This window comes from Streptomyces sp. NPDC058685 (assembly GCF_042714725.1).
Taxonomy (GTDB): domain Bacteria; phylum Actinomycetota; class Actinomycetes; order Streptomycetales; family Streptomycetaceae; genus Streptomyces.
Genome location: NZ_JBHXSL010000022.1, coordinates 61556 through 74585 on the forward strand (window position 1 = coordinate 61556; position 13030 = coordinate 74585).

The 13030-nt window shown below is 72.2% G+C and carries 10 protein-coding genes; 5 read left to right on the forward strand and 5 right to left on the reverse strand.

The features are described from left to right. Window positions 1-104: 104 nt before the first annotated feature. Window positions 105-2582: a DUF4132 domain-containing protein gene (locus tag ACFWU3_RS19560; RefSeq protein WP_384438778.1), complete on the reverse strand. Its 2478-nt coding sequence runs from the start codon at window positions 2580-2582 to the stop codon at window positions 105-107. Further along, a complete protein-coding gene (locus ACFWU3_RS19565; protein WP_384438781.1) occupies window positions 2582-2992 on the reverse strand; it encodes a hypothetical protein in 411 nt (136 codons plus the stop codon). The genes ACFWU3_RS19560 and ACFWU3_RS19565 overlap by 1 nt, the downstream gene beginning before the upstream one ends. 134 nt (window positions 2993-3126) lie before the next feature. Between ACFWU3_RS19565 and ACFWU3_RS19570 the strand changes: the two genes are divergently transcribed. After that, window positions 3127-3993, forward strand: a complete 867-nt coding sequence (locus ACFWU3_RS19570) for a PhzF family phenazine biosynthesis protein (RefSeq protein WP_384438784.1) — start codon at window positions 3127-3129, stop codon at window positions 3991-3993. A 57-nt stretch (window positions 3994-4050) separates the two neighbouring features. Here ACFWU3_RS19570 and ACFWU3_RS19575 read toward each other — a convergent pair whose 3' ends face one another. After that, entirely contained in the window at window positions 4051-5628 is a 1578-nt protein-coding gene (locus ACFWU3_RS19575) for a glycerol-3-phosphate dehydrogenase/oxidase (RefSeq protein ID WP_384438787.1), read from the reverse strand. After that, on the reverse strand, window positions 5625-6224 hold the full coding sequence (locus ACFWU3_RS19580) for a TetR/AcrR family transcriptional regulator (protein ID WP_384438790.1): 600 nt from the start codon (window positions 6222-6224) through the stop codon (window positions 5625-5627). The genes ACFWU3_RS19575 and ACFWU3_RS19580 overlap by 4 nt, the downstream gene beginning before the upstream one ends. Before the next feature lie 68 nt (window positions 6225-6292). Here ACFWU3_RS19580 and ACFWU3_RS19585 point away from each other — a divergent pair, with 68 nt between their 5' ends. The 4 genes from ACFWU3_RS19585 (at window position 6293) to ACFWU3_RS19600 (ending at window position 11805) form a co-directional block, all read left to right on the forward strand. Continuing rightward, a complete protein-coding gene (locus tag ACFWU3_RS19585; RefSeq protein ID WP_384438793.1) occupies window positions 6293-7891 on the forward strand; it encodes an FAD-binding oxidoreductase in 1599 nt (532 codons plus the stop codon). Between the two features lie 31 nt (window positions 7892-7922). Then, window positions 7923-8804 carry a diacylglycerol/lipid kinase family protein gene (locus tag ACFWU3_RS19590; protein WP_384438796.1) on the forward strand — a complete coding sequence of 294 codons (882 nt, stop codon included), beginning with the start codon at window positions 7923-7925 and terminating at the stop codon, window positions 8802-8804. Between the two features lie 130 nt (window positions 8805-8934). Further along, entirely contained in the window at window positions 8935-10323 is a 1389-nt protein-coding gene (locus tag ACFWU3_RS19595) for a M1 family metallopeptidase (RefSeq protein ID WP_384438874.1), read from the forward strand. 183 nt (window positions 10324-10506) lie between these two features. Further along, window positions 10507-11805, forward strand: coding sequence for a CAP domain-containing protein (locus ACFWU3_RS19600; RefSeq protein ID WP_384438799.1), 1299 nt, complete (start codon window positions 10507-10509; stop codon window positions 11803-11805). A gap of 93 nt (window positions 11806-11898) precedes the next feature. On the opposite strand, the gene ACFWU3_RS19605 is transcribed toward ACFWU3_RS19600, so the two are convergent. Continuing rightward, window positions 11899-13005 (reverse strand): DNA alkylation repair protein, encoded by a 1107-nt coding sequence (locus ACFWU3_RS19605; RefSeq protein WP_384438801.1) that lies wholly within the window; start codon window positions 13003-13005, stop codon window positions 11899-11901. Between the last annotated feature and the right edge of the window lie 25 nt (window positions 13006-13030).

Genomic DNA, 13030 nt, shown 5'->3' on the forward strand with positions numbered 1-13030 from the left:
GGGCCTGTCCCCGCCTCTCACCCCTGCGTCGAACAGGAGGCGGCCGGATCGACATGTGCCGCGACATTTTCTCCGGGGAACCTCAGACGCCGCCCCCAACGCGCTCAGCGCAGCTGACTGACGATCGTGGGATCAGTGATCTCCTTGTCCCTCGACAGCATGGTGGCCTTGCTGAGGATCACGGCGAGCATGCCGTCACCCTCGAAGGGCAGATAGCCGGTGTCGTGTCCGCCGCCGGCCTTGGGCACGATGCACAGGTACTGGTCGTTCGGCGTCCGCAGGATGTTGCCGGACCCCAGATGGATCCTGTACGTGTGCAGATCGCCCCGTACCTCGAGGAAGCGGCCCTCGACCGTGCAGCGGTCGGCCATCGCCAGGCGCGGCACGAGCCGGGTGAGGAGCTCCCGGCGGGTCGCCGCGCTCTGGTTCAGCTCGCCGAAGCCGTAACTGGTCCAGTACTCCCGGAAGCGGCCGCCGGGGCCACCGTCCTGCCACGTGGGGTCGTTGCCGACGGAGGCCACGCCGACGAAGAGATCGACGTCGCGCAGGACTTCGGAGAGCACCAGCTCCGGAATGTCCGTGAGCGCCAGCGGTGCGACGCGGTCACCGCCGTCCCGTAGCCACATCTCGTAGCGCCCGCTGCCGGCGTGCGCGTAGTTGTGCGGGGCGTCGATCGGATAGAAGCGGACCTGGTCGGTGGCCAGCCGCAGATAGCTGCCGGACTCGGTGGTCTCGCCCGGGCCCCAGCCCTCGGCCTCGCCGTCGATCCAGTACTCGGCGCGCAGCCCCCACTGGGGAAGCTCACGGTAGGCGGGTGTGTAGGAGTCGTCCACGCAGAGTCTGAGCCGGTTCGTCCAGCCGCGGACCGCCGCGAGCGAGTGGAACTGGTGCTGTCGCAGGATGTGCCCCGCGAAGCGGTTGCTGTACGTCCCCGTGGTCCGCTCGGCGTCGGTGAGCGGATAGACCTCGCGGTGTGCCTGCTTGAACGGCTGGGTGATCGCGTGCCGTTCGAGCCAGAGCCGCCATCGGACGACATCCGCGGCATCCTGGCCTACGGGGTGCCACAGCTCGACGGCGGTGCCGTCGGTGACGGGCTCGTCGTCCTGGTCGCGCAGCTCGCCGTCGGCGTATCCGCACGTCGTGCCGTCCACGGTCCACAGCAGCCGTCGGGCGAGGGTGCCCACGAGTGGATGGTCGAGATACCGCTCGCGCCAGGCCCGGTACGCCCATGACCTGCGGGCGAGGAACTGCCGGTCCAGCCGCTCGGACTGGGCGCCGAGCATCTTGTCGATGTCCTTGGCCGCGCCCTTGAGCTCCTTCAGCTCGTCGGCGTGGTCGCGCCTTACCACGGTGGGCGGCGCCTTGACCTGCTTGCCCGCGGCGTTCAGCCAGGTCAGGCGGGCCCGGCCGCCGGTCACGGTCAGTTCCGCCGTGCACTCCCCGAGCTGGTGCACCGCCCGGCCCACCTCGGTCAACCCGTAGGCGGGTACGGCGAGTTCCTCGATCTCGTCCCGGCTCAGCCCGAGCGCGGCGGCCCGTGTCTCCAGTGCCGCGTCGATCAGTTTCAGGGTGCCCTTGTAGGTCACACGGGTGGCGAGCCGGGCCAGTTCGGCGAGGGCGGACTCGCTCTCGATACGGGCGAGCGCCGTGACCCCCGCGTTGGCGATCTTCGGGTTGCGGGGTCCGAGCCCGGCCACCTTGCGCAGACAGACGTCGGTCAGCGCCCCGAGCGTCCGTGCCGTCTCGGGGTGGGGCGGAAGCAGGGACAACATCCAGGCGAGACCGCGCAAGGCATTGGCGTTGTACGGGTCGAGGGCGTTGTTGACGTCCGACTCGTAGGGACCGCGGACCAGTTCCAGCGTCCGGGGCCGCCCGACCAGCGCGAGCCATGACACCACCGTGGTCCGCACCTGATCGGCCCCGATGGAGGCGATCAGGTCCCGGGCGGGCCGGTCCCACTTCGCGCTGGGCTTCGCCGATGTGGCGGTGAGCGCGTGCGACAGCAGCGCGGGCCAGTCGCCGGCGAGCACGGGCAGGTCCGCCAGCACGCGGTCCGACCATGCCTCACCGGGATTGAGCACCGGCTCGGTGAGCCGTTTCGCCAGCTCGCCGAGCCGCTGCTTGTCGTGGTACGCGCTCAGGTGGCAGCGCCGCACCACGGCGACCACATGGCCCGACACCGGCCGTCCGGCGGCCAGTTCGGCTTCGACCAGGGTGTGGAGCTCGTGCGTCGCGTAGTGGGAGCTGACCCGGGAGAGGTCGTCCAGTTTCCGCAGCCGCTCCGCGGAGAGCGGATCGTCGGGAAGGTCACGCCCCACGACGCCGACCAGGGTGAGGACATGGCCGCGGACGATGTCACCGTCACCGCCCGACCGGTGGCGTGCGACCAGGGCGTTGGCGAGCCGCAGCCGGGAGTTCTCGGGCAGCGCGCCCACCGCCGCGAGGATCTTCGCGCCGTCGTCGTGCCAGTGGTTGTTGTTGACCGCGGCGATGTTCACGAGCTTCTTCGCCAGCTCGCCCATGTTGTCGTCGGCGATGTGGCCCTCGACCTGCCGCAGCTGTTCGGCTCTGTACATGGCCATCAGCCACCCACCAGGGGGACGAGCTTGAGGAAGGTGACTTCGGTGTCGAGGCGCAGCTCGATCTCCTCGTCCAGATCCTCGACCTGCCGGTCGCCGACGAGTATGAGAAAGCCGTTGCGCTCGAAGGCGGCGAGCGCGAGGGCGCACTGGGCCTCCGGATCCATCCGGCCGCCCGTCGCCTCGCCCGTACGGCCGGCACCGGACGCGCGGTCCGCCCAACCGTTGCCGGAGGCGGGCCGGACCAGCCCCTGGTACTCCCCGGCGCCCCGTGCGTGGAACTCCGCGACCTCCTGGAAGACCCGCCGTCGGATCACCTCGCGCAACGCCAGCCGCTCCTCGGCGATGTCCAGTCCCCAGCCGTCACTGCGGCTGCCCGATGTCGTCTCGTCGACGAATGTCACCCGTGCCATGCCGAGGAGATTAGGGGGCGGCACTGACAACGGCCCACGAGCGCAAGGCCGGCGCCGCCCGCGAGCGGCTTCGGCCTGTCACCTGCGCACCGGCCGGCAGGAACAACCCACGCCCGCCCGTCGTTGCGCCCGTCATGACGACGAAGCAAGAGGTCCTGCGCTACACCGCCTTCTCCGAGGATCCGAAGGGTGGCAACCCTGCCGGCGTCGTCCTCGACGCGGCAGCGCTCGGCGACGCGGAGATGCTGTCCATCGCCGCGGAGCTCGGGTACAGCGAATCGGCCTTCCTCACCCCGCCACCGGACGGGCTCGGCGGCGAGAGCGGCCGTGCGTTCACCATCCGCTACTTCAGCCCGCAGGCCGAAGTGCCGTTCTGCGGGCACGCCACCGTGGCCACGGCCGTCGCTCTCGGCGAGCGCATCGGCCCCGGTGACCTGGTCTTCGCGACACGCGCGGGCACGGTGCACGTGACCGTGACCGAGGTGAGCGGCTCGCTGCGGGCCACGCTCACGACGGTCGAACCGCGCACCGAGGAGATCGCGGCCGCCGATCTCGACGAGGCTCTGGCCGCGCTCGACTGGCCGGCCGGCGATCTGGATCCCGCGCTCCCGCCCCGTATCGCGTTCGCGGGCGCGCGTCATCTCGTGCTCGGGGCCGCGACCCGCGAGCGACTGGCGGACCTGGAGTACGACTTCGAACGTCTCGAAGCCCTGATGCACCGCCTCGATCTGACGACGGTGCATCTGGTGTGGCGGGAGTCGGAGAACGTCTTCCACGTCCGCGACCCGTTCCCGGTGGGCGGCGTCGTCGAGGACCCGGCCACGGGCGCGGCCGCGGGCGCCTTCGGCGCGTACGCCCGCGAACTGGGTCTGGTGCCGGCCTCGTCGGTCCTCACCCTCCATCAGGGCGAGGACCTGGGCCGTCCCGGGGTCCTGACGGTGGAGCTGCGCGAAGGCGACGAGCGGGTCCGGGTGTCGGGGACGGGCACGCGGGTCGCCTGACCGGGCGGTGACGACCTGGGACCCGACTCGGCGCTCGCTCGCTCCACCGCCCCGCGGTCAGTCGCTCCCGCCCCCGCCGGGCGACCCCGCGAACAGCGCGGAGCGTGCCGCGTCCAGCGCCGACTCCCGGTCCTGCGGGACCAGTCCGATGCGGGTGCGGCGGTCGAGGACGTCGGATTCGTCGAGCGCGCCCTCGTGCCGCACGGCCCACACGAGTTCGGCTCCGGTGACCGGATGGCCGGCGACCACCGGTTCCCGCAGGGCCGGGTCCGCGGCGCCGAGGGCGTGGACGGCGGGGGCCTCGGTGCCGTATCGCTCCACCAGGCGGCGGGGCGCGTCCAGGGCCGCGAGGGCGTCCGGCGAGGCGGCCCCCACCAGCGGCAGTGTGGCGGTCCGGCACGGGCCGGCGACGAGTCCGCGCGTCTTCACGGCGTGGTCCACCGCGTCCTGGGCCATGCGCCGGTAGGTGGTGAGTTTGCCTCCGACGACGGTGACGACACCGTCCCGGGAGCTGAGGACCGCGTGCCGGCGTGAGATGTCGGAGGTGCGCTCCTGTGTCCCGCTGCCCGCGGTCAGCAGAGGCCGCAGCCCGGCGAACGCGCCCACGACCGCGGACCGGGGCAGCGGTGCCGACAGCGCCGAGCCGAGCACGTCGAGCAGGAACCCGATGTCGGACTCGGGCACTTCGGGGACGTCGGGGATGTCGCCGTCCACCGGCTCGTCGGTGAGACCGACGTAGACCCTGCCGTCGCCCTGCGGCAGCACCAGGACGAAGCGGTTGGACTCTCCCGGGACCGGGATGTGCAGACCGGACGACAGACCGCCCAGAGCCTCGGCCCGCAGGACCAGATGCGTCCCGCGCGACGGGCGCAGGTGGATGTCCTCGACAAGGCCGCCCGCCCATACGCCCGTCGCGTTGATCACGGCACGCGCCCGGACGAACCCTTCCTCGCCCGTGAGCTCGTCGCGTACGCGGGCGACGGAGTCACCGACCTCCAGTGCACGGACCCGGGTCAGGATGCGGGCGCCGTGCGCCGCCGCCGTACGGGCGATCGCCGTCACCAGGCGTGCGTCGTCGCTGAGTTGGCCGTCCCACGAGAGCAGGCCGCCGCGCAGCCCCGTCGAGCGGAGGCCGGGCGCCAGGTGCCGGGTCTCCCGCGCGGACAGGGAACGCGGGGCGGGCAGCGTGGATCGTGAGGTGCGGGCGGACGCGCGAAGGACGTCGCCCGCCCGCAGACCGACCCGGGTGACGGCGGCCTGGGCCCGCCCCACGAGCGGGGTCAGGGGCAGGACGAAGGGCAGTGGGCGTACCAGGTGCGGGGCGGTGCGTTCCATCAGGATGCCGCGTTCGACGGCGCTCTCGTGGGCGACGTCGAGCTGGCCCGTGGCGAGATAGCGCAGCCCGCCGTGGATCAGCTTCGAACTCCAGCGTGAGGTGCCGAACGCGAGGTCGTGGGCGTCTATCGCCGCCACGGACAGTCCCCGGGCGGCGGCGTCCAGGGCGGCTCCGGCGCCGGTCGCGCCGAGTCCGACGACCAGAACGTCGACAGTGGTGCCGTCGGTGAGTTCGGCCAGCTCACGAGCGCGCCGTGAGGCGTTGAGGGAGGAAGGGAAGGTGTCGGGGGTGGGGCTCATGGGGCGAGCATCCTCTCCAGGACGGTCCGCAGCTCCTGCTGGAACGCGGCGGCGGTGAGGTCGGGTTCGCTGTCGTCGGTCATGGTGCGCAGCGAGAGCGTGAAGCCCTGTACGACCAGAAGCAGCGAGCGGGCCTGACGGACGGCGTGGTCCCGGCGGATCGAGCCGTCGGCCTGCCCCTCCTCGACCGCGGTGACGATCAGCTCCAGCAGGGCGTCCTGCGTGGCACCGCGCCGGTCGAGCAGATAGGGCAGGAGCAGCTCCGGATCCACGTCGATGATCTTGCGGAACAGCGGATGCGCCCGGAACGCCTGCGCTCCGGCCGCCAGCCCGTCGACCAGTCGCTCCCGGGTCGGGGCGGAGTCGTCGGCCTGAGGGAGCGCGCCCTGGGCGACGGCGATCCACTCACGCGTCATCAGATCGCCGACGAGGGTCCGCACGTCGGGCCAGCGCCGGTAGAGCGTCATACGGGAGACGCCGGCCCGCCGGGCCACGTCGGTCAGGGTGGTCCGGCGGACGCCGACCGCGAGAACACAGTCCCGGGCCGCGTCGAGAACGGCGTCGCCGTCCGCATGGTTGTGACGAATGGGCGTCATCTGTCACAGTGTAACGGCAGTGCGGCCGGCTGACACGGCCACCGGACCAACCAGTGAGGAAAACCCGCGTGGACATGTTGTGGAGCGGCTGGGGCGACCCGGCCAAGGCGGCCCCTCTGCCCGACTCGGTCATCGAGCTCCTGCAGGCAGCCCTCGGCGTGAAGCCGCGGTCCGCGGAACCGATCGCCCTCGAGGAGATCCAGGTCCCCGAGTCGCCGCTCGGCGCCGACGTCCGTCAGGCCCTCGCCGACGCGCTCGGCGGCCCGGAGCACCTGCGGACGGACGCCGAGACCCGGATCAGGCACACCCGCGGAAAGTCGACGCCCGACCTGCTGCGCATCCGGGCCGGCGACACCGACGACACCCCGGCCGCGGTCCTGCTCCCCGGCAGCCACGACGATGTCGTCGCCGTCCTGGCGGTCTGCGCCGAGCACGGCGTGGCCGTCGTTCCCTTCGGCGGCGGCACCTCCGTCGTCGGCGGCCTCGCGCCGGAGGGCCAGGGCCCGTTCGTCGCCCTGGATCTGCGCCGGATGGACGCGCTGCTCGCACTGGACGAGGTCTCCCGCACCGCCACGTTCCAGCCCGGGCTGCGCGCCCCCGAGGCCGAGGCTCTCCTCGCCGAGCGCGGGTTCACGCTGGGGCACTTCCCGCAGTCCTACGAGTGGGCCACCATCGGCGGCTTCGCCGCGGCACGCTCCAGCGGCCAGGCCTCGGCGGGATACGGCCGCTTCGACGAGATGGTGCTCGGCCTCACGGTCGCCACCCCGCGCGGCAGCCTCGATCTCGGCCGCTCGCCGCGCTCGGCCGCCGGCCCCGATCTGCGTCAGCTGGTCCTCGGGTCCGAGGGCGCGTTCGGCGTCATCACCTCCGTGACGGTGCGCATCCGCCCCCGCCCGGTGGAGCGGGTCTACGAAGGGTGGCGTTTCGCCTCGTTCGAGGCCGGTGCCGCCGCTCTGCGCACGCTCGCCCAGGACGGCCCGCGGCCCACCGTGCTGAGGCTGTCCGACGAGACCGAGACCCTCATCGGGCTCGCCCAGCCCGACGCCATCGGCGGTTCCGGTCCCGACGGTGCGCCCGCCGGGTGCATGGCCATCGTCGGCTTCGAGGGAACGCCCGAGGACAACGCGAGCCGGCAGCAGCAGGCACGGACCGTGCTGGAGACCTGCGGGGGCGAGCTCGTCGGCACCGAACCCGGTGAGCGCTGGGCCCACGGACGCTACTCCGCCCCCTACCTGCGGGACGCCCTGCTGGACGCCGGCGCGTTCGCCGAGACGCTGGAGACCGCCACCTTCTGGTCCGGCATCCCCGCGCTCTACGACGCGGTCCGCACCGCCCTCAACGAGACCCTGACCGCCGCGGGCACCCCGCCGCTGGTCATGTGCCACATCTCGCACGTCTACGAGACCGGGGCATCGCTGTACTTCACCGTCGTGTCCGCCCAGGGCGAGGACCCGATCGCCCACTGGACGCCGGTCAAGCGGGCCGCGAACGACGCGATCCTCGCCTCGGGTGGCACCATCAGTCACCACCACGGCGTGGGAACCGACCACCGCGACTGGTTCGGGCAGGAGATCGGCGCGCTCGGCACCGACATCCTCCAGGCCGTCAAGGCACGTCTCGACCCCGACGGGATCCTCAGTCCCGGCGTCCTCCTCCCCCTCCGCTGACCGGCTCCTCTGCCTTCCGAAAGGCGTACGCATGCGACAGTTCACCGCCGTCGTCAACCCGGCCTCCGGGGGATCCAGCGGAGCCGCGACCCTTCTCCCGCTCGCCCGTCTGCTGCGGGAGGCGGGCGCGGACCTGGAGACGGAGTACAGCAACAGCCTGGAGCACGCCCGCAGCGTGGCCCGGGCGGCCGGCGAACGGGGCCGCACCGTCCTGGCGGTCGGCGGAGACGGGATGGCCGGGTGCGTGGGCGGGGCGCTGAGCGGCACGGACGCCGTGCTCGGCCTCGTGCCGGCCGGGCGGGGCAACGACTTCGCCCGTGCCCTCGGCCTGCCCACCGAACCCGGAGCGCTGGCGGACATCCTGCTGAACGGCGCTCCGCGCAAGGTCGACACCATCGAGGTCGAATCGGCGTTCCACGACAGGACCGCCGTCCTCGGCAGTGTGTACGCCGGCGTCGACGCCCTGGCCAACCGCCACGCGAACACCTCGCGGCTGCTGCGCGGCGCCGCGTCGTACTACGCGGGCGGGCTGCGTGCGGTGGTCTCCTGGCGGCCGGTGAACTACCGCATCACCGTGGACGGCGAGCTGTACGAGCGCCGCGGCTACACGGTCGTGGCGGCCAATTCCGGCTACTACGGCTTCGGGCGTCTCGTCGCGCCGAGCGCCCGTGTGGACGACGGTCTGCTCGACGTCGTCGTGATCCGGCACGCCCCGAAGCGGCTGTTCTTCACGATGATGAACGAGCTCAAGACGGGTGCCCACATCAGCCGCCCGCAGGTGGAGATCCTCCGGGGCACCGAGGTACGCGTCGAGACGGACCGGCCCGTGCCGTACGGGGCGGACGGCGAGGTCGACGCGACGCTGCCGATGACCGCACGGGTCCTGCCGGGGGCACTGAACGTCCTGGCCTGAGCGTCCCTTGACCGTTTCGAGGGAGTTCCGTGGCGATCGGCACCCTAGTCTGGATCGAAGTGATCGCCTCCGAGCCCGAGGAGCCTTGGTGACCCGACCCTTCCAGCAGGTTGCCGGGCGCCCGGCCCGTTTGCGGCGGCGCGCCGTCGTCGCCACGGGCCTCCCCGTCGCCGTGGTCGCCGCGCTGGCCGCGGCGGCCGGGCCCGCCGTGGCCGACACGTCGGGGTCACCCGGTGTCGGCGACCCGTACTTCACGCTCGCGGGCAACGGGGGCTACGACGTCCGTCACTACGACCTCACCCTCGGCTACGACACCACGAGCCGTCACCTCGACGGACGGGCCGTGATCACCTCCCGGGCCACGGAACGGCTGTCCCGCTTCCATCTCGATCTGAGCGGGCTGCGGGTCACCGGCGTCACGGTCGACCACGCCAAGGCCTCCTTCCGCCGCGACGGGCAGGAACTCGTCATCACGCCGAGGAAGGCGCTGCGCAAGGGCCAGGAGTTCCGCACCACCGTCACCTACGAAGGGACTCCCCGGCCGGTCACCGACCCGGACGGATCCCTCGACGGCTGGATCCCCACGGACGACGGGGCGTTCGTGGCGGGTGAGCCGCAGGGCGCCATGACGTGGTTCCCCGCCAACAACCACCCGAAGGACAAGGCGTCGTACGACTTCGCCGTCACCGTACCGGCCGGGCGTACGGCCGTCGCCAACGGCGTCTTCCGCGGTCAGAAGACCTCCGGGGGACGCACGACATTCCGCTGGCGCCAGAGCGAGCCGATGGCGGCATACCTCGCGACGGCGACGGTGGGCACCTTCAAGGTCCAGCAGTACACCGCCCCCGGCGGTCTGCGGATCTACAACGCCGTCGACCCCCGCGAGGCGGCCGCGTCCGCTCCGGTGCTCAAGAAGCTGCCGTCGGTCATCGCCTGGGGAAGCAGGCTCTTCGGGCCCTACCCCTTCCGGGCCGCGGGTGCCATCGTCGACCGCGCCCCGCAGGCGGGCTACGCGCTGGAGACGCAGACCCGGCCGGTGTACGACAGCGCCCCCGACCTCCCGACGCTGGTCCATGAGAGCGCACACCAGTGGTTCGGCAACTCCGTCTCGCTCACCAGTTGGAAGGACATCTGGCTGAACGAGGGCTTCGCCACCTACGCCGAGTGGCTCTACGCGGAGCAGCACGGCGGCGACAGCGCGCAGAAGTCCTTCGACGCCCTGTACGCCGAGCCCGCGAGCAGCGAGCTGTGGGCGTTCCCGCCGGCCGACCCGGGCAGCGGGGCGAACATCTTCGGCGCGCCCGTGTACTCGCGCGGGGCGATGGCCCTGCACCAGTTGCGCAAGGCGGTCGGCGACAGGACCTTCCTGCGGATCCTGCGCACCTGGGCGGCCGACCACCACGACGGTCACGGAACCACCGCGCAGTTCGTCCGCCTCTGTGAACAGCAGTCCGGCAAGGACCTCGACAAGCTGTTCCACACCTGGATCGGTACGAAGGGCAAGCCCTCGCGGCCGTAGACCCGAGCCGGCCGGGAACCCGGGAGGGGCCGTGTTCCGTTGAGCCGGTCAGGGAGTGTCCGCATCGTGTCGTCGTCCGCCCGAAGGGCGGGAACCGGACGAGACTTTCCGGACACACCCCGGGCCCCGCACGAGGGGCCCGCAAGGCTCCTGCGGGGCACGTACACCGCGAAGGCGACGGTCATGAGCGAGTTGGTTCCGGGCGGCAACGTCCCCCTGCCGCACGGCACGCTCACCTTCCGCGTGCCGGGACCCTTCGACCTTTCCGTGCTGGTCACGGGTGACGACGGCAGGGTCCGCGACGACGGCGACTTCGTGTTCTGGAACCAGCCGTCGGCACCCGGTGTCCGCCTCGGCACGGCGACCGTGACGCTGAACCGGCAGGGTCTTCGCCCGGGCGCCGGCCGCGTCACCCTGGTCGTCAGTTCCTCCTCGCCCGGCACACCGCTCAGCCGCCTCCCCTCCCCCAGGATGGAGGTCGCCGACCTGTCGAACCGCACGCTCACCCGCTTCACGCCGCCCCCGGCGGGACAGGAGAGTGTGCTGCTGCTGGCCGAGGTCTACCGCCACCGCGGTGCCTGGAAGCTGCGTGCTCTCGGCCAGGGATACGCGGACGGTCTCGCGGGCGTGGCGCGTGACTTCGGCGTCGACGTGTCGGACGACGGCACGTCCGAGGCCGCGCCGGCCGCGGCTCCCCAGGGAGGGCCGCCGGACGCGCTCGCCTCGCTCGTCAACGCCGAGCGGCAGCGGGTCGGCGTCCCGCCCCTCACCCCGGCTCCCGCTCTCACGGCGGCGGCCCGTGCGCATGCCACCGCGATGGCCCGGCAGCACCGCCTCGGCACCGAGGGACCCGACGGGCGGTCGCTGTACCAACTCGTCACCGCCCATGGGTACGCCTATCTCGACCTCGCCGAGCACCTCGTCTCGGGGCCGCGCACTCCGGATGAGTTCCTCGCCTACTGCCTCGACGGAGCCGCCGACCGGAGCACCGTGACGGGCCGTGAGATCACCCACTTCGGTGCCGCCTCCGCGGTGGACAGCCGGGGCGAGACGTACTGGACCGCGTTGTGGGCCCAACCTCTCACGTCGGACGGCCTGGCCCGCACGGTCGCCGAGGTCCTGTCCCGTACGAACGCGGAACGGGCCGTCGCGGGCCTGCCGCCGCTGGCACCCGATCCGGTCCTGGCCGGCGTGGCACAGGCGTACAGCGCCGACATGGCGACGCGCGGCTTCTACTCCCACACCTCTCCCGAGGGTCTCCAGCCGTGGGACCGGGCCACCGCGGCGGGAGGCGACCACCGGGGCATCGGCGAGAACATCGCCTTCGGCCAGCGCTCCGCCGCCGCGGTGGTGCAGGGGTGGATGAACAGCCCCGGACACCGCGCCAACATTCTGAAGCCGGACTTCACCCACCTCGGCGTCGGTTTCGCGAGCGGCGGCCCCGGGGGTACGTACTGGACCCAGCTGTTCGGCATGCGGTGACCAACTCCTCGTAGCGCACCCGGAGGGAGTCGACGCGCACGAGGTGAACCACCCTTCCCACGCCGCGTTGTGAGCTGCGTGTGCAGGGCACTGTCAGTCGGGCGGCAGCAGCGTGAACTCGGCACGGCCGGAGCGGACGCCGTTGACCTGGAGCTCGACCGCGTGGGTGCCCGGGTAGTAGCGCCTCGTCGTGATCGCGCGGAACGAGTGGTCGCGGGCGATGTCGAAGCTGTCACCCGGTTCGAGGGTCAGCGTCGTGAGCTTGAAGATCTTCTCGGTCTGTGTGCCGTTGGCCTTCCGGTGGTGAACGATGTAGTCGACCGCGAGCCGGGCCGCCTCCGGGCCGGTGTTGCGGATCGTCGCGGTGAAGCCGATGGTGCCGCCGAACGCGATGCCGTCGGCCGCCAGGCGGGGACCGGTCACCTCGATCGCCGCCGGTGCGAAGCCCAGGAGACCGAGCGCCCCGGGGTGGCCCTTCTTGACGAGGGTGCGCAGCCCGTGGCGGACCACGCGTTCGGTGTTGTCGTCCGGTTCGGCCAGCCAGGCGGCGGCCGTTTCGACAACGAGGTCCGGCTGTTGGCGGCTCAGGTCGTTCAGATGGTTGGCGACGGAGCGCCGTACGTACTCGCTCTCGTCGCGGTAGAGGGCGTTGATGACGGGCAGGGTCGCGCGGGGTTCGGCCAGGATGCGCGGGACGCGGGCGGACCAGGGCAGGAAGGGTCGTGTTCCTTCCGAGGCGAGGCGGCGTACGTGGGCATCGTCCGATGTCGTCCAGCCCGCGACGGCTTCCAGTGCGCGGTCGAGGTCGTGGTTGAGGAGCCGGCGGATGGCGAACTCCGAGGTGAGCCGTGAGGTGAGTTCGGCCAGCAGCCGAAGGCCGTCGTCGAAGGCCTCGTCGGTCGCTTCGTCGACGGCCTTCACCGCGACCGCGCTGGTGACGGGCCAGATCAGCCAGCCGCTGAACTCGGGGTCGCTGTCGCGGGCGGCCCGTACGGTTCGGGCGAAGGCCGCGTAGTCGCCGGGAAGATCCTCGATCAGCGCGTCCCGCAGCAGGTCGCTGCGCTCCCTGAGCGACAGCGGTTCGAGCGCGGAGGTCGCGGCCCGCAGGGCCTTGAGGGGCGCGTCGGGGGCCGCGGCCCGCAGGGCGTTCGTGAGGGCTTCGGCCGTGGTCCGCCCGATGAGTTCATCGGCGAAGGGCATGGGGTTCTCCTGTCGGGCGGCACAC